This window comes from Rhodobacter lacus (assembly GCF_042683065.1).
GTDB lineage: Bacteria > Pseudomonadota > Alphaproteobacteria > Rhodobacterales > Rhodobacteraceae > Rhodobacter > Rhodobacter lacus.
This window is the reverse complement of record NZ_JBHUIX010000003.1, coordinates 102,973-119,735: the sequence shown is the minus strand read 5'-3', so window position 1 is coordinate 119,735 and position 16,763 is coordinate 102,973. Positions and strand designations below refer to the sequence as shown.

Below are 16,763 nucleotides of genomic sequence, written 5' to 3'. Positions count from 1 at the left end.
GAGATGGCAATCACCTCTGCCAACCAGCTCGAACTTCTGCAAACGGCCGAAGCCGTCGCCCGCGAGAAGATGATCGACCCGGATCTGGTGATCCAGGCGATGGAAGACAGCCTCGCGCGGGCCGCGAAGTCGCGCTATGGCGCCGAGATGGACATCCGCGTGGCCATCGACCGCAAGACCGGTCGCGCCACCTTTACCCGTGTGCGCACCGTGGTCGAGGAAGATGCGGTCGAGAATTATCAGGCCGAAGTGACCGTGGCGCAGGCCAAGCAATATCTCTCCGACCCGAAGGTGGGCGACGAGATCGTGGACGAGGTGCCCCCGGTGGACCTTGGCCGGATCGCCGCGCAATCGGCCAAGCAGGTGATCTTGCAAAAGGTCCGTGAGGCCGAGCGTGACCGCCAGTTCGAGGAATTCAAGGACCGCAAGGGCACGATCATCAACGGCGTGGTCAAGCGCGAGGAATACGGCAATATCATCGTCGATATTGGCCGCGGCGAGGCGATCTTGCGCCGCAACGAGAAGATTGGCCGTGAGAGCTACCGCCCGAACGACCGCATCCGCGCCTATGTGAAGGATGTGCGCCGCGAGACCCGCGGGCCGCAAGTGTTCCTGAGCCGCACCGATCCGCAGTTCATGGCCGAACTCTTCAAGATGGAAGTGCCGGAGATCTATGACGGCATCATCGAGATCCGGGCCGTGGCCCGCGATCCGGGCTCGCGCGCAAAGATCGCCGTGATCTCGAACGACAATTCGATCGACCCGGTCGGTGCCTGCGTCGGGATGCGCGGCTCGCGCGTTCAGGCTGTGGTGGGCGAGCTGCAGGGCGAGAAGATCGACATCATCCCGTGGAACCCCGATCAGGCGACCTTCCTTGTGAACGCGCTGCAACCGGCGGAAGTGGCGAAGGTGGTGATCGACGAGGAAGCGGGCAAGATCGAGGTCGTGGTGCCCGACGAGCAGCTTTCGCTGGCGATCGGTCGGCGTGGCCAGAACGTGCGGCTGGCGAGCCAGCTCACCGGGCTCGACATCGACATCCTGACCGAGGCCGAGGAATCGAGCCGTCGTCAGGCGGAATTCGCCGAGCGCACCAAGCTCTTTGTCGATGCGCTTGATCTCGACGAATTCTTCGCCCAGCTTCTGGTGGCCGAAGGCTTCACCAACCTCGAAGAGGTGGCCTACGTCGATCTGGACGAGCTTCTGGCGATTGAAGGCGTGGATGAGGGCACGGCGGAAGAGCTGCAAGCCCGTGCGCGCGACTATATCGAAGAGCAGAACCGCAAGGCGACCGAAGCCGCGAAAGCGATGGGGGTCGAGGAGTCGCTGTTTGACTTCGAGGGCCTGACGCCCCAGATGATCGAGGCGCTGGCGAAGGATGGCGTGAAGACGCTGGAAGATTTCGCCACCTGTGCGGACTGGGAACTGGCCGGTGGCTGGACCACGGTCGATGGCTCGCGCGTCAAGGATGACGGCATCCTCGAGAAGTTCGGCATGTCGCTTGAAGATGCGCAGACGCTGATCATGACGGCGCGGATCCAGCTTGGCTGGGTCGATCCCTCGGAAGTTGAAACGGCCGAGGAAGAAGAAACCGAGGAAGAAGAAACTGAGGAATAAGATGAGCCGCGGGGGCCGGGAAAAGGAACGTGAAGAGGCGGAGCGGCGCTGCATCGTGACCCACGATGTTGCGCCGAAGGCTGGCCTGTTGCGTTTCGTGCTTGGCCCCGACGGCATGATCTACCCGGATCTGGCCGAAAAGCTTCCCGGTCGGGGGATCTGGGTCACCTCGGAGCGCGATGTGCTGGAAAAGGCGGTCTCGAAGGGGCTCTTTTCCCGCGCTGCAAGGTCGCAGGCAAAGCTGCCTGAAGACCTCGTCGGGCTCGTCGATGCGGGCCTTGCGCATCGCGTGGTGGAGCTGATTTCGCTCTCCCGAAAGGCGGGGGATGCGGTCTGCGGCTTCGAAAAGGTCAAGGGCTGGCTGGCGGATGGGCGCGCGAAGGTGCTTTTCCAGGCGTCGGACGGTTCGGACCGTGGCAAGGGCAAACTCTGGACGCCCCCCGGCGGGCGCTGGTTCGGCTGCCTGACCTCCTCGGAATTGGGTTTGGCTTTTGGCCGCGACCGTGCGATACACGGCGCGCTTGCGGCTGGAGGACTCACCCCTCGTGTGATTAGAGAAGCGGCAAGGCTTGCGGGATTGCGCAGGCAGGACGGCGGCCAGACCGCCATGAAGGATACGAAGACGGCATGAGCGATACGGACGGCAAGAAACCCCTTGGTCTTGGTGGCGGCGCGCGCCCCGGTTCGGTGAAGCAGAGCTTCAGCCACGGGCGTACGAAGAACGTCGTGGTCGAAACCAAGCGCAAGAAGGTCATGGTGCCCAAGCCCGGTGCCGGCGGTGCGAAACCGTCTGGCAACCCCGCGCTCGGTGATCCGTCGCGCCGCCCGGCCGGCATCTCCGATGCCGAGATGGAACGCCGTCTGAAGGCGCTGCAGGCCGCCAAGGCCCGCGAAGTCGAGGAAGCCGCGCAACGCGTCGCCGAGGAAAAGGCACGCGAGGAAGAGCGTGAGCGCCGTCGCGCCGAGGCCGAGGCCAAGGAACGCGAGGAGCGCGAGCGCGAAGAGGCGCTCAAGCTCAAGCAGGAAGAAGAGGAGCGCAAGGCCCGCGAGGCGGAGCTGCGCGCCCAACGCAAGGAAGAGGTGCGCGCCAAGCCCGCGCCGAAGCCCGCCACCCCCGCCGATCCGGCGGCGGCGGAAGCGGCTGCGGCCCGTGCGGCAACCAAGGGCGTGTCTGCCACGGGGCCGCGCAAGACCGACCGCGACCGCGACGACCGCGGCAATGTGCAGGCCGACCGCACTTCGAAGGGCAAGGGCGACGAAGGCCGCCGCGCCGGCAAGCTGAGCCTCTCGGATATCGAGGGCGAGGGCGGCCGTCAGCGTTCGCTTGCCGCGATGAAGCGCAAGCAGGAAAAAGCACGGCAAAAGGCGATGGGCTTCGGCCAGAAAGCCGAGAAGATGGTGCGCGATGTGCAGCTCCCTGAGACCATCGTGGTCTCGGAGCTTGCCAACCGCATGGCCGAACGCGCCGCAGATGTCGTCAAGGCGCTCATGAAAATGGGCATGATGGTGACGGCGAACCAGACGCTCGATGCCGATACGGCCGAACTGATCATCGAGGAATTTGGTCACCGTGCCGTGCGCGTTTCGGATGCGGACGTGGAACAGGTGATCGACACGGTCAAGGACAAGGACGAAGATCTCGTCTCGCGTCCGCCGATCATCACGATCATGGGGCACGTCGACCACGGCAAGACCTCGCTGCTGGACGCGATCCGCCACGCCAACGTGGTTTCGGGCGAGGCGGGCGGCATCACCCAGCATATCGGCGCCTATCAGGTGACGACCGAATCGGGTGCGGTGCTGACCTTCCTCGACACCCCCGGCCACGCCGCCTTCACCTCGATGCGGGCGCGCGGGGCGCAGGTCACCGATATCGTTGTGCTGGTGGTGGCCGCGGATGACGCGGTGATGCCGCAGACGGTCGAGGCGATCAACCACGCCAAGGCCGCCAACGTGCCGATGATCGTGGCGATCAACAAGATCGACAAGCCCTCTGCCAATGCCCAGAAGGTCCGCACGGACCTGCTGCAACACGAAGTCGTTGTCGAAGAGATGGGCGGCGATGTGCAGACGGTTGAGGTTTCGGCCAAGACCGGCAAGGGGCTCGACACGCTGCTTGAGGCGATTGCGCTGCAGGCCGAAATTCTCGAACTGCGCGCCAACCCCGAGCGCGCCGCGCAAGGCGCGGTGATCGAGGCCAAGCTCGATGTTGGCCGCGGCCCGGTGGCCACGGTTCTGGTGCAGCACGGCACGCTCAAGCGCGGCGACATCTTTGTGGTCGGCGAGCAATGGGGCAAGGTGCGCGCGCTGATCAACGACAAGGGCGAGCGCGTGGACGAGGCTGGCCCCTCGGTTCCGGTCGAGGTGCTCGGCCTCAACGGCACGCCCGAGGCGGGCGACGTGCTCAACGTCGTCGAGACCGAGGCGCAGGCCCGCGAGATTGCCGATTACCGGATCCAGGCCGCGAAGGACAAACGCGCCGCTGCCGGGGCCGCGACCACGCTCGAACAGCTTATGGCGAAGGCCAAGGCCGACGAGAACGTGGCCGAGCTTTCGGTTGTGGTGAAGGCCGACGTCCAGGGCTCCACCGAAGCGATCGTGCAGGCGCTTGAAAAGATCGGCAATGACGAGGTGCGGGTGCGCGTCATCCACTCCGGCGTCGGCGCCATCACGGAAAGCGATATCGGCCTTGCCGAAGCGTCGCTGGCGCCGGTGATCGGCTTCAACGTCCGGGCCAATGCGCCCGCGCGTGCCGCCGCGAACCAGAAGGGTGTGGAGATCCGCTACTACTCGATCATTTATGATCTGGTGGATGACATCAAGGCGGCGGCCTCGGGTCTGCTCAAGGCCGAAGTGCGCGAAACCTTCATCGGCTATGCCTCGATCAAGGAGGTCTTCAAGGTCTCCGGCGTCGGCAAGGTGGCGGGCTGCCTTGTCACCGAGGGCGTGGCGCGCCGCTCGGCGGGCGTGCGGCTTCTGCGCGACAACGTGGTGATCCACGAAGGCACGCTGAAAACGCTCAAGCGCTTCAAGGACGAGGTCAAGGAAGTGCAGTCCGGTCAGGAATGCGGCATGGCCTTCGAGAACTACGACGATATCCGTCAGGGCGATGTGATCGAGATCTTCGAACGCGAAGAGGTCGAGCGCAAGCTCTGAGGCTTTCCCTCCCGCGGCGCAGGCTGCGGGGGGCCGTCTGCCAAAATGAATCAGGGGGGCCGTGGCCCCCCTTTTGCGTTTCCGGCATATCCGTTGCGGTCAGGCGGTTTTCTTCACCACCGGCTTGCCGGTGAAAAGACCGTCCCCGACGCGCACCACGATCTTGCCATTGTCGAGTTGGCTTTCAAATGTTCCCTGAACGGAAACACAGCTGCCCACGATGATGGTGCGAAGCATCAGGCTCTCTCCCATGAGACATTTCATAAGTGAGCTTAGTCACAATAGCTTTACGAAATGCAAATGCAAAAGCGCCGCAGCGGGCAAATTTTTGAACTTTTCTTGCGTGATGTGGCATTCTGGCGCAGGATAATTGCTGCGATGCAGTGATTATTTCTGCATCCGCAACAGTCAGAGCCAGTCTTGCAGCACTGCAATCAGCGGTTCATCAGCGGGGGGCATCGGGTAGTTGCGCAGATCCGCGGGCTTCACCCAGGCGAGTTTTTGCCCCTCGCGCGGCTGCACTGTGCCCTCCCAGCGGCGGCAGGCAAAGACCGGCATCAGGAGATGAAAATCGGCATAGGCATGCGAGGCAAAGGTGAGCGGCGCGAGGCAGGAGTGCCAGGTGTCGATGCCAAGCTCTTCGTGCAGCTCGCGCACAAGCGCCGTCTCCGGGCTCTCGCCCGGCTCGACCTTGCCGCCCGGAAACTCCCAGAGCCCGGCAAGCGACTTGCCCTCCGGGCGCTGGGCGAGCAATACCCGCCCATCTATGTCGATCAGCGCCACGGCGCTCACCAGCACCACCCGCGCAGGCGCGGGCGGGGCGGGCAAGCCGGGGCCGCAGCCGCCCCCGCTCACGAGCGGTAATCCGCGTTGATGTCGATGTAGCGATGCGTGAGATCGCAGGTGAAGACCGATTTCGCCGCATCGCCGAGGCCCAGATCGACGCCGATCACAAGCTCCTGGCCCTTCATGTAGGCGCTCGCGGCCTCTTCCGAGTAATCGGGCACACGCGCGCCGTTCTCGGCCAGAACCATGTCCCCAAAAGAGATCCGCAGCCGGTCCCGATCCGCTTTCGCGCCGGATTTGCCAACGGCGGCCACCACCCGGCCCCAATTCGCATCCTCGCCCGCGAGCGCGGTTTTCACGAGCGGCGAATTGGCCACCGCCATCGCCACTTTATGCGCATCGGCAACCGTCTCGGCGCCGCTCACGCGCACTTCGACGAATTTCGTGGCGCCCTCGCCGTCCCGCACCACCTGATGCGCGAGATCCATCATCACGCTGCGCAGCGCAGCCTCGAAATCCTTCGCCGCCTTGGAGCGCAGATCGGTGATTTCGGCCGCCGGGCTCTTGCCCGTGGCGGCGAGGATCAGCGCATCGGAGGTGGAGGTGTCGCTGTCCACCGTGATCGCGTTGAACGTGTCATCCACCTGCCGCGAGAGCATCTTTTGCAAGAGCTTGGCAGAGATCTTCGCATCGGTGAAAATATAGACCAGCATCGTTGCCATGTTCGGCGCGATCATCCCGGAGCCCTTGGCGATGCCGGCGATGTGGATCGCGCCGCCCTCGGCGGCGATCTCGGCGGAGGCGCCTTTGGGGAAGGTGTCCGTCGTCATGATCGCGCGCGCCGCCGCCTCCATGCCTTCGGCATCCAGCGCCGTCACAAGCTTGGACACAGCCTCGACGATGCGCTCATGCGGCAGGGGCTCGCCAATCACGCCGGTGGAGGAGGAGAAAACGCGGTGGGCCGGAAGGCCGAGCGCATCGGCCACGGCGGTCGTCACGGCATCGACCGAGGCCTGACCGGCGGCGCCGGTGAACGCATTGGCATTGCCAGAGTTGACGATGATCGCGGCGCCCGCCGCCTCGTCCACCGTGCCCGCAAGCTTGGCCTGACAGTCAAGCACGCAGGCGGCGCGGGTGGCGGAGGTGGTGAACACCCCGGCAATGGTGGCGCCGGGGGCGATGCGCGCGAGCATCACATCGGTGCGGCCCGCGTAGCGCACGCCCGCGGCGGTGGCGGAAAACGCCACCCCCTCGATCACCGGCAACGCCGGGAAGGCCGCCGGGGCGAGCGGCGAGACCGGGTTTTTTGCCTTGGTCGCGGGCGCAGCGGCAGCCGCGCCGTCCCCCAGCTTTCCTTTCAGCGCGCGCACTTTTGCCTTCAAACGATCAATGCGTGCTTCAAGCTCTTTTTTCTTGCCCATGATCTCTCCTCGCCCCGATCCGGGCTTATTCCGCGCCCGTCAGCTTCGGGTCCTTGAGAACCGAAGGGTCGATGCCATCCACGAATTTTTCCACCTTTGCCTTGGCAACGGTCTCATTCACCCGATCTTCGACCGCTTTTTGCCGCAGATCGCCGGAAAGATCCGCCGTTGCTTCTTCCAGCGTCGGCGCGGCCGCAAGGCGGCTCTCGATCAGTTTGACCACGTGCCAGCCGTATTCGGTCTGGATCGGGCCCTTGACCTCGCCATCTTTCATTCCGGCAACGGCCTCGGCGAAGGGCTGCACCATCGCATCAAGGCCGAACCAGCCCAGATCGCCGCCATTCGCGGCCGCGCCATCTTGCGATTTTTCCTTTGCCTCGGTGGCGAAATCGGCGCCGCCCTGAATATCGGCCAAGACGGCCTTCGCCTCGTCTTCGGTCGGCACGATGATATGCGCGGCGTGATATTCCCGGCTCGGCTCGGCATGCGCGTATTTCGTGTCATAGGCCTCTTTGAGGGCCTCGGGCGTCACCGCGCGCTTGGCGGTAAAGTCGAGCAGCATGCCCGCCAGATAGGCGCGCCGGTCCACCTCAAGCGCGATCTCGTCACGATGGGTCATCATGCCCTCGCCGATCTCGGAAAGCGCGGTCTGCTGGATCAACTGATCGAGCACGCCGCCAAACAGGATCTCGTCGGGCAGTTGCTTGTATTCGGCGGGCAGCGCATTGCGCACCGCAACCATCATGCCGAGCGTGATTTCCTTGCCATTGACCTTGGCCACCACGGTGTCGGGGTCGAGATCCTTGGGCGCGGTTTCCGCAAAAGCGCCCCCGGCGAGGCAAGCCAGAACCGCGGCAGTGCCCAGAAATTTCGTGAAATTCGGCATGAAAGCCTCTCCGCAAGGGCCGCGGCACCCCGCGGCGTTGACACTCGGACGGCGCCCCCTTACATCGCCAAGGGTCCTGTGAAGGCGCTCCGCCCTTATTCGCTTGCCGTTCTACGGGCGTCCAGAGGGTGCGGCAAGGCCGCATTTCACACGATTAGGTCAGTCGAACCCGCGGAGACAAAATGCTGGGCATCGGATTCATTGCAAGAAAGATTTTCGGAACGCCGAATGACCGCAAAGTGAAGCGGACGCGCCCGATCATCGCGAAGATCAACTCGCTCGAGCCCGAGTTCGAAAAGCTGACCGACGAAGGCATCATCGCCAAGACCCGCGAATTGCAAAAGCGCGCGCAATCGGGCGAAAGCCTTGATGATCTGCTGCCCGAAGCCTTTGCCAACTGCCGTGAGGCGGCGCGCCGGGCGCTTGGGCTGCGTGCCTTTGATGTGCAGCTTGCCGGGGGCATTTTCCTGCATCAGGGCAATATCGCCGAGATGAAAACGGGCGAGGGCAAGACCCTTGTGGCCACCTTCCCGGCTTACCTCAACGCGCTTGCGGGCAAGGGCGTGCATGTCGTGACCGTGAACGACTACCTTGCCAAACGCGACTCGGAATGGATGGGCAAGGTCTATGGCCAGCTCGGCCTGACCTGCGGCGTTGTTTACCCGTTTCAGGGCGATGGTGAGAAACGCGCGGCCTATGCGGCCGACATCACCTACGCCACGAACAACGAGCTTGGCTTCGATTATCTGCGCGACAACATGAAGGCCTCGGTGCCGGAAATGTATCAGCGCGGTCATTTCTTCGCGATCGTCGACGAGGTGGACAGCATCCTGATCGACGAGGCGCGCACGCCGCTGATCATCTCTGGCCCCTCGCAGGACCGCTCCGAGCTTTACCGCACGCTCGATGCCTATATTCCGCTGCTGGAGCCCGAGCATTACACGCTCGATGAAAAGTTCCGCCGCGTGACCTTCACCGAAGAGGGCAACGAATTCGTCGAGAACAAGCTCCACGAAAGCGGGCTTCTGCCCGAGGGGCAATCGCTCTACGACCCGGAAAGCACGACGATTGTGCACCACATCACGCAGGCGCTTTCGGCCCACAAGCTGTTCCACAAGGATCAGAACTATGTGGTGGCGAATGACGAGGTGGTGCTGATCGACGAATTCACCGGCCGGATGATGAAGGGGCGGCGGCTTTCCGACGGCCTGCATCAGGCGATCGAGGCGAAAGAGGGCGTGACGATCCAGCCCGAGAACGTCACTCTCGCCTCGGTGACCTTCCAGAACTACTTCCGCCTCTATTCCAAGCTCGCGGGCATGACCGGCACCGCAGTGACCGAGGCGGAAGAATTTGCCGACATCTACAGCCTTGGCGTTGTCGAAGTGCCGACCAACCGCCCGATTGCGCGGAAAGACGAGCATGACCGCGTGTATCGGACGGCGCGCGAGAAATATGCGGCCGTGATCGAGGCGATCAAGGAAGCCAATGCCAAGGGCCAGCCGACGCTTGTGGGCACCACCTCGATCGAGAAATCGGAGATGCTCTCCGAGATGCTCACAACGGCGGGCATCGCGCATAACGTGCTCAACGCCCGCCAGCACGAGAAGGAAGCGCTGATCGTGGCCGAGGCAGGCCGGCTTGGCGCGGTGACCATCGCCACCAACATGGCGGGCCGCGGCACCGACATCCAGCTTGGCGGCAATGTCGAGATGCAGGTGCTGCAAGAGCTTGCGGCAAACCCGGGCGCGAACCCGGATGATGTGCGCGCGCGGCTGGAGGCCGAACACGCGAGCGAGAAGGAAAAGGTTCTCGCGGCGGGCGGGCTTTTCGTGCTGGGCACCGAGCGGCACGAGAGCCGCCGCATCGACAACCAGCTGCGCGGCCGCTCTGGCCGTCAGGGCGACCCGGGGCGCTCGCTGTTCTTCCTCTCGCTCGAAGACGATCTGATGCGGATCTTCGGTTCCGACAAGCTTGAGGGCGTGCTCTCGAAACTTGGCATGAAGGAAGGCGAGGCGATCATCCACCCCTGGGTGAACAAGTCGCTCGAACGCGCGCAGGCGAAGGTCGAGGGCCGCAACTTCGACATGCGCAAGCAGCTTCTGAAGTTTGATGACGTGATGAACGACCAGCGCAAGGCGATCTTCAGCCAGCGCCGTGACATCATGGAAACCGACGAGATCGGCGAGATCGCGCGCGATATGCGCCTGCAGGTGATCGAAGACCTGATCGACGATTACGCCCCGCCGAAATCCTATGTTGATCAGTGGGATGTCGAAGGCCTTCGGGCGGCGCTTCTGGAACAGGTGAGCCTTGATCTGCCGGTTGCGCACTGGGCGGCGGAAGAGGGCGTGGACCAGGACGTTCTGGCCGAGCGCATCATCGCCGCGACCGACACGTTCATGGAAGAAAAGACCGAGGGCTTCGGCGCCGAGACGATGCGGCTGATCGAGAAACAGGTTCTGCTGCAGACGATCGACGCGAAATGGCGCGAGCATCTGGTGACGCTCGAACATCTGCGCTCGGTGGTGGGCTTCCGCGGCTATGCGCAGCGCGACCCGCTCTCCGAATACAAGACCGAGGCGTTCCAGCTTTTCGAGGCGATGCTTGACAGCCTGCGGTTCGAAGTGACGAAGCGCCTTGGCCAGATCCGCCCGATCAGCGAGGAAGAGCGTCAGGTGCTGCTTGCCGAGCAGGCGCGGCAGATGATGGTGCAGGCCGAGGCGGAAGCGGTGGACGCGGCGCCGGTCGAAGAGCCCGCCGCGCCGCAACCGCAAGCCCTTGCGGCGGCGGCTCCGGGCTTTGACGAGGCCGATCCGAGCACTTGGGGCAACCCGGCGCGCAATGACCTTTGCCCCTGCGGCTCGGGCGAGAAGTTCAAACATTGCCACGGGCGTCTGGCCTGAGCCGGGCTGACAGGGGATGACCGTTGAACGGCGCGGAGCATTCCGCGCCGTTTTCATTTTGGCCGGAATGGTTAAGCATTTACGAATGTGGCACGAATGGGGAAACAATACCCCCGTTCGGCCCAACCCTCGCCCTGATCGCCTGAGATTTTGGGGCAACGGAAAGGGGAATCGGCCATGAAAGCGCTTCACAAAATCCTCATTGTCGGCACCACCTTCGTGCTGGCCGCGACGACCGGCCACGTGATGCAGAACTCGGCCCTCTACGGTCTCGACCCTGCGGCGCAGCCCTCCTTTGATCCCGGCGCGGCCAAGGCGCCCGATGTCGCCGAAGCGGCGGGGGGGCCGGGGGCGGTCTTCCCCGGGTCCGAGGCGGGGGAGCGCCTCCCCGATTTGCCGATGCCTGCGGCGGGGCCGCGGCTTGGCGCTTCGCCCGATCTGGCGCAGGCGCTGCCGCCCGCGGAGGAACCGGCGAGCCCCGGCTTTGATCTTGACGCGCGCCCGCCAAGCTGCGCCGCGCCCACGTTGCGGGCCGCGCCCGCGGCGTCGGCCAGTGTGCATCTGACAGTGCATGCCCCCTGCGCCCCCGGCGCGCTGGTGAAGATCCGCCACGAGGGGTTGCGCCTGCCGGTCCGGCTGTCTGAAACCGGTGACTGGAGCGGCATCGTGCCCGCAATGGCGAGTGATGCGCGGTTCTCGCTCGAGATGCCCGGCACGAACGGGCCCGAGGTCACGCTTGCTGTCCCCGATCTGGCAGAGGTGAACCGGGTGGCGATCCTGTCTGGCTCTGCCGATGGCATGGCCCTGCACGGGTATGAATACGGCGCCTTGCCGGGGGGAGTGGGGGATGTGTCGGCGCAGGCGCCGCGCGCGCCCGAGACCGCCTACGGCGGCTGGATGGCGGTTTTTGCGGACCCGGAGGCGGCGATGCGCACCGAGATCTACACCGCGCCCGCGACGATGACGGATATCCGCATGACGCTTGAAACCGAGGTCACGCCGGGCAATTGCGGCCGTGATCTGGCGGGGGCAGGGGCGCGGGTGCTTCGCGGCACGGGCGAGGCGGAATCCTGGATTGATCTCTCGATGCCCGATTGCGCCGATGCCAGCGGGCTTGTGGTGATGCCACTTCCTGATTTTCCGCTCAACGTGGCGGCGCGCTGAGGCTCAAAGCAAGCCCTCGGCGCGGAAGCTCAGCTCGCGCCCCTTGCCGATCACCAGATGGTCGTGAAGGGTGAGGCCAAGCGCCCGCGCCGCGGCCTCCACCTGCGCGGTCATCGCAATATCGGCGCTTGACGGGGTCGGGTCGCCCGAGGGGTGATTGTGCACCAAAATGAGCGCGGAGGCGTCAAGCTCAAGCGCGCGCTTCACCACCTCGCGCGGGTAGACCGGCACATGATCGACCGTGCCCTTCGCCTGCTCCTCGTCCGCCACAAGCACATTCTTGCGGTCCAGATACAGCACCCGAAACTGCTCGGTGGTGCGATGCGCCATCGCGGTGTGGCAATAGTCGATCAACGCCTGCCATGACGACAGCACCGGGCGCTGCATCACCCGTGATTTGGCCAGCCGCTGTGCCGCGGCCTCGACGATCTTCAGCTCTTGCACCACCGCATCTCCGACGCCGGAAACCTCTGTCAGCCGGGCGGCGGGGGCGGAGAGCACCTGCCCGAAAGTGCCGAACACATCGAGCAGGCGGCGGGCGAGCGGTTTGACATCTTGCCGGGGCAGGGCGCGAAACAGGATCAGTTCCAAAAGTTCATAATCGGGCATCGCCGTGGCGCCGCCCTCCATGAAGCGCGCGCGCAGCCGTTTGCGATGATCGGCGATATAGGAGGGAAGTTTTTCCGGGCCAAGCGCCGCCACCGGCGCCTCGTCGAGGTCGCCGAAGAGCGGCAGCGACCGCTCGTCAGGGCTGGGGCCGCGCGGTTTCATCCGCGCAGTCTGCGCGCGCATGGTAAATGAAAAGTTAACGGTGCTTGCAACCGGTAACGAAAGGGCGCCCGAAGGCGCCCTGTCATCCTTTCATCCCGTCCCAGAAGCCCTTGACCTTCTTGAAGAAGGAGGCCCCTTCGGGATTGTTTTCGGCCTGAATGCGCTCGAATTCGGCGAGCAGTTCCTTTTGCCGGACGGTGAGGTTGACCGGCGTTTCGACCGCAAGCTCGATCACCATGTCGCCTTGCGCGCCGCCGCGCAAAGCGGGCATGCCCTTGCCGCGCAGGCGCATTTGCCGCCCCGACTGGCTGCCCACCGGGATCTTCACCTTCGAGCGTCCGCCGTCGATCGTTGGCACCTCGACCTCGCCACCGAGCGCAGCAAGCACCATGCTCACCGGCACGCGGCAAAAGAGGTTCACGCCCTCGCGCTGGAAGAGCGCATGCTCGCGCACCTCGATGAAGATATAAAGATCCCCCGCCGGGCCGCCGCGCAGCCCCGCTTCGCCCTCGCCCGCAAGCCGGATCCGGGTGCCGGTTTCCACCCCCGCGGGGATGTTGACCGAAAGCGTGCGTTCCTTTTCGATCCGGCCCGCGCCATGGCAGACCTTGCAGGGGTTTTTGACCACCTGACCTTGGCCGCCACAGGTGGGGCAGGTGCGTTCCACGGTGAAAAAGCCGTTTTGCGCGCGCACCTTGCCCAGCCCCGAACAGGTCGGGCAGGTTTGCGGTTCGGCCCCGCCCTCGGCGCCGGTGCCATTGCACGAGGTGCAGGGCGCCGAGCCCGGAACGGTGATCGTTTTCTGCGCGCCCTTGTAGGCCTCTTCAAGCGTCACACGCATGTTGTAGCGCAGATCCGAGCCACGGGTCGCGCGCGAACGCCCGCCGCCGCCCGGGCCGCCACGCCCGCCCATGAAATCGCCGAACAGGTCTTCGAACACATCCGAGAAGGCCGAGGCGAAATCGCCCTGACCGCCCGCCCCATAGGGCCCCCGCGGACCGCCGCCCATGCCGCCCTCAAAGGCCGCATGGCCAAAACGGTCATAGGCCGCCTTCTTGTCGGCGTCCTTCAGCACGTCATAGGCTTCGTTCGCTTCCTTGAACTGGGCCTCGGCGTTCGGGTTGTCCTTGTTGCGGTCGGGGTGAAGTTCTTTCGCCTTGGTGCGATAGGCCTTCTTGATCTCCTCGGCCGAGGCGCCCTTGGCGACGCCCAGAACCTCGTAGAAATCACGTTTTGCCATTGCAGAACCCCGCTGTGAGAACATCAAAGCGAGCCCCGCAAGGGGGCCCGCTTCTCAGGTTCTGGCGCTTACTTGCGCTTGTCTTCGCCCATGTCCTCGAAATCGGCGTCGACGATGTCGTCATCCACCGACCGCGGGCCGTCTTCGTCTTCGGCTTCCGCGTTGTTCTCGGTCGCGGCCTGCGCCTTGTAGATCGCCTCGCCGAGCTTCATCGCGGCATCGGTCAGGTTCTGCACCGCGCCCTTGATCTTGCCGGGCTCGTCGGTTTTCAGCGCCTCTTCAAGCGCATTGCAGGCCAGTTCGATCATCTCGACGGTCGAACTGTCGACCTTGTCGCCATGCTCTTCGAGCGACTTGCGGGTCGAGTGCAGCAGGCTTTCGCCCTGGTTGCGGGTTTCCACCAGCTCCTTGCGGGTCTTGTCGGCTTCGGCATTCGCCTCGGCGTCCTTGATCATTTTCTCGATGTCGTCATCCGAGAGACCGCCCGAGGCCTGAATGGTGATCTGCTGCGATTTGCCGGTGCCCTTGTCCTTCGCCGAAACGGAGACGATGCCGTTCGCGTCGATGTCGAAGGTCACTTCAATCTGCGGCACGCCGCGCGGCGCCGGCGGAATGTTCTCAAGGTTGAACATGCCGAGCATCTTGTTGTCCGCGGCCATCTCGCGCTCGCCCTGGAACACCCGGATCGTCACCGCGTTCTGGTTGTCTTCGGCGGTCGAGAAGACTTGGCTTTTCTTCGTCGGGATCGTCGTGTTGCGGTCAATCAGCCGGGTGAACACACCGCCCAGCGTCTCGATGCCGAGGCTGAGGGGGGTGACGTCGAGCAGCACCACGTCTTTCACGTCGCCTTGCAGCACGCCCGCCTGAATGGCAGCGCCAAGTGCCACGACCTCATCCGGGTTCACGCCCTTGTGCGGCTCCTTGCCGAAGAACTTGGTCACTTCCTCGACCACGCGCGGCATCCGGGTCATCCCGCCCACGAGCACGACCTCGTCGATCTCGTCTTTCGAGACACCGGCGTCTTTCAGCGCGGCGGCGCAGGGTTTGAGCGAGGCCTTGATCAGGTCTTCCACGAGGCTTTCGAGCTTCGCACGGGTGAGTTTCATCACCATGTGCAGCGGCGTGCCCGATTTCGCATCCATCGAGATGAAGGGCTGGTTGATCTCGGTCTGGCTCGAGGACGACAGCTCGATCTTCGCCTTTTCAGCGGCTTCCTTCAGCCGTTGCAGCGCCATCTTGTCTTTCGTGAGATCGACGCCGTGCTCTTTTTTGAACTCGTCGGCGAGGTAATGGACGATGCGCATGTCGAAGTCTTCCCCGCCGAGGAAGGTATCCCCGTTGGTGGATTTCACTTCAAACAGGCCATCGTCGATCTCGAGGATCGTGATGTCGAAGGTGCCGCCGCCGAGGTCATAAACGGCGATGGTCTTGGTGTCTTTCTTGTCGAGCCCATAGGCCAGCGCGGCGGCGGTCGGCTCGTTGATGATGCGCAGCACTTCAAGGCCGGCGATCTTGCCCGCATCTTTGGTGGCCTGGCGTTGCGCGTCGTTGAAATAGGCGGGGACGGTGATCACGGCCTGCGTGACGGTCTCGCCCAGATAGCTCTCGGCGGTTTCCTTCATCTTTTGCAGGATCACGGCCGAAACTTGCGAGGGCGAATATTTCTCGCCATGCACTTCGACCCAAGCGTCGCCATTGCCACCGTCAACGATGGAATAGGGGACGAGTTTCTTGTCTTTTTGCACTTCCGCATCGGTGGTGCGGCGGCCGATCAGCCGTTTGACGGCGAAGATCGTGTTGGTCGGGTTGGTCACGGCCTGGCGTTTGGCGGGCTGGCCCACCAGACGTTCGCTGTCCGTATAAGCGACGATCGAGGGCGTCGTGCGCGCCCCTTCGGAGTTCTCGATCACGCGGGGCTGCGAGCCGTCCATGATGGCAACGCAGGAGTTCGTGGTCCCGAGGTCGATCCCGATGACTTTGGCCATTTCAATACCTCTTCTTTCGGCGACAGGTGAGGGCGGGTCCCATCAGGCCCCCGGCCCCAATCCCAAGGTTTCAGTTTGGCCCGGCCCGGGTGGCCCGTTCCGGCTTCAGGCGTATATAAGGAGGGGAAAATAGCCCTGCAAGAACCCTCGCTACGGGAGTTTGCGACAAATGACACAAATCGGCTGTGCATCTGCCGCTCCTGTTCCACAACGCCCGGAGCCGCAACAGATCCGCGGTTTTCGGTATTATCCGGGCTGGCTCACCCCCGCCGAACAGGCGGGGCTGGTGGCGGATCTGCGCGCGGTGGTGGCCGCGGCGCCGCTCTTTTCGCCGATGACCCCCACCGGGAAGCCGATGTCGGTGCAGATGACCTCTGCGGGGCGGTTCGGCTGGGTCTCCGACCGGCGCGGCTACCGCTACAGCGAGACCCATCCGGGCGGCAGGGGCTGGCCCGCGATCCCCGAGAGCGTGCTGGCGATCTGGCGCGCCGTCTCCGGCTTTGCGCGTGAACCCGAGTGCTGCCTGATCAACCATTACCGCGCGGGCGCGCGGATGGGCCTGCATCAGGACCGCGACGAGGCGGATTTTGCCGCGCCGGTGGTGTCGATCTCGCTGGGCGATGACGGGCTTTTCCGCATCGGCAATGAGACGCGGGGCGGCAAGACGCAAAGCCTGTGGCTGCGCTCGGGTGATGTGCTCGTCATGGGGGGAGCGGCGCGGCTTCTGTATCACGGGATCGACCGGATCGCGCCGGATACCTCGCCGCTGCTGGCCCAGGGCGGGCGCCTCAATGTGACGTTGCGAGTGGTCACCTGAACGGGGCTTGCAACCCT

The 16,763-nt window shown here is 64.3% G+C and carries 13 protein-coding genes; 6 read left to right on the top strand and 7 right to left on the bottom strand.

Annotated elements, in window-relative coordinates:
• Window positions 1-3 precede the first annotated feature (3 nt).
• The 3 genes from nusA to infB are packed head-to-tail and all read left to right on the top strand — an operon-like array spanning window position 4 to window position 4,770.
• The gene (gene nusA / locus ACFSM0_RS02230) at window positions 4-1,614 is read left to right on the top strand and encodes a transcription termination factor NusA (protein WP_377386510.1); all 1,611 of its coding nucleotides are present in this window, start codon (window positions 4-6) and stop codon (window positions 1,612-1,614) included.
• 1 nt (window position 1,615) lies between these two features.
• Window positions 1,616-2,245, top strand: a complete 630-nt coding sequence (locus ACFSM0_RS02225; protein WP_377386507.1) for an RNA-binding protein — start codon at window positions 1,616-1,618, stop codon at window positions 2,243-2,245.
• Window positions 2,242-4,770 (top strand): translation initiation factor IF-2, encoded by a 2,529-nt coding sequence (gene infB / locus ACFSM0_RS02220; RefSeq protein ID WP_377386504.1) that lies wholly within the window; start codon window positions 2,242-2,244, stop codon window positions 4,768-4,770. Before ACFSM0_RS02225 ends, infB begins: the two co-directional genes overlap by 4 nt.
• A 99-nt stretch (window positions 4,771-4,869) precedes the next feature.
• Here the strand turns inward: infB and ACFSM0_RS02215 are convergent, their stop codons facing one another.
• From ACFSM0_RS02215 to ACFSM0_RS02200, 4 genes are all read right to left on the bottom strand, one after another.
• A complete protein-coding gene (locus ACFSM0_RS02215) occupies window positions 4,870-5,007 on the bottom strand; it encodes a hypothetical protein (RefSeq protein WP_377386501.1) in 138 nt (45 codons plus the stop codon).
• Between the two features lie 171 nt (window positions 5,008-5,178).
• Window positions 5,179-5,625: a (deoxy)nucleoside triphosphate pyrophosphohydrolase gene (locus ACFSM0_RS02210; RefSeq protein WP_377386498.1), complete on the bottom strand. Its 447-nt coding sequence runs from the start codon at window positions 5,623-5,625 to the stop codon at window positions 5,179-5,181.
• Window positions 5,622-6,977, bottom strand: coding sequence for a bifunctional glutamate N-acetyltransferase/amino-acid acetyltransferase ArgJ (gene argJ / locus ACFSM0_RS02205; protein ID WP_377386495.1), 1,356 nt, complete (start codon window positions 6,975-6,977; stop codon window positions 5,622-5,624). Before argJ ends, ACFSM0_RS02210 begins: the two co-directional genes overlap by 4 nt.
• Before the next feature lie 25 nt (window positions 6,978-7,002).
• The gene (locus ACFSM0_RS02200) at window positions 7,003-7,863 is read right to left on the bottom strand and encodes a peptidylprolyl isomerase (RefSeq protein ID WP_377386492.1); all 861 of its coding nucleotides are present in this window, start codon (window positions 7,861-7,863) and stop codon (window positions 7,003-7,005) included.
• Between the two features lie 182 nt (window positions 7,864-8,045).
• Between ACFSM0_RS02200 and secA the strand changes: the two genes are divergently transcribed.
• Window positions 8,046-10,769 (top strand): preprotein translocase subunit SecA, encoded by a 2,724-nt coding sequence (secA, locus tag ACFSM0_RS02195; RefSeq protein WP_377386489.1) that lies wholly within the window; start codon window positions 8,046-8,048, stop codon window positions 10,767-10,769.
• Window positions 10,770-10,946: 177 nt separating this feature from the next.
• The gene (locus tag ACFSM0_RS02190; protein ID WP_377386486.1) at window positions 10,947-11,933 is read left to right on the top strand and encodes a hypothetical protein; all 987 of its coding nucleotides are present in this window, start codon (window positions 10,947-10,949) and stop codon (window positions 11,931-11,933) included.
• A 3-nt stretch (window positions 11,934-11,936) separates the two neighbouring features.
• On the opposite strand, the gene radC is transcribed toward ACFSM0_RS02190, so the two are convergent.
• The 3 genes from radC to dnaK form a co-directional block, all read right to left on the bottom strand.
• Window positions 11,937-12,704 (bottom strand): RadC family protein, encoded by a 768-nt coding sequence (gene radC, locus ACFSM0_RS02185; protein ID WP_377386483.1) that lies wholly within the window; start codon window positions 12,702-12,704, stop codon window positions 11,937-11,939.
• An 82-nt stretch (window positions 12,705-12,786) separates the two neighbouring features.
• Complete coding sequence (gene dnaJ, locus ACFSM0_RS02180; RefSeq protein ID WP_377386480.1) at window positions 12,787-13,944, bottom strand: molecular chaperone DnaJ; 1,158 nt, start codon at window positions 13,942-13,944, stop codon at window positions 12,787-12,789.
• Window positions 13,945-14,012: 68 nt separating this feature from the next.
• Window positions 14,013-15,929: a molecular chaperone DnaK gene (dnaK, locus tag ACFSM0_RS02175; protein ID WP_377386477.1), complete on the bottom strand. Its 1,917-nt coding sequence runs from the start codon at window positions 15,927-15,929 to the stop codon at window positions 14,013-14,015.
• 169 nt (window positions 15,930-16,098) lie between these two features.
• Here dnaK and ACFSM0_RS02170 point away from each other — a divergent pair, with 169 nt between their 5' ends.
• On the top strand, window positions 16,099-16,746 hold the full coding sequence (locus ACFSM0_RS02170; protein ID WP_377386474.1) for an alpha-ketoglutarate-dependent dioxygenase AlkB family protein: 648 nt from the start codon (window positions 16,099-16,101) through the stop codon (window positions 16,744-16,746).
• Window positions 16,747-16,763: the final 17 nt, after the last annotated feature.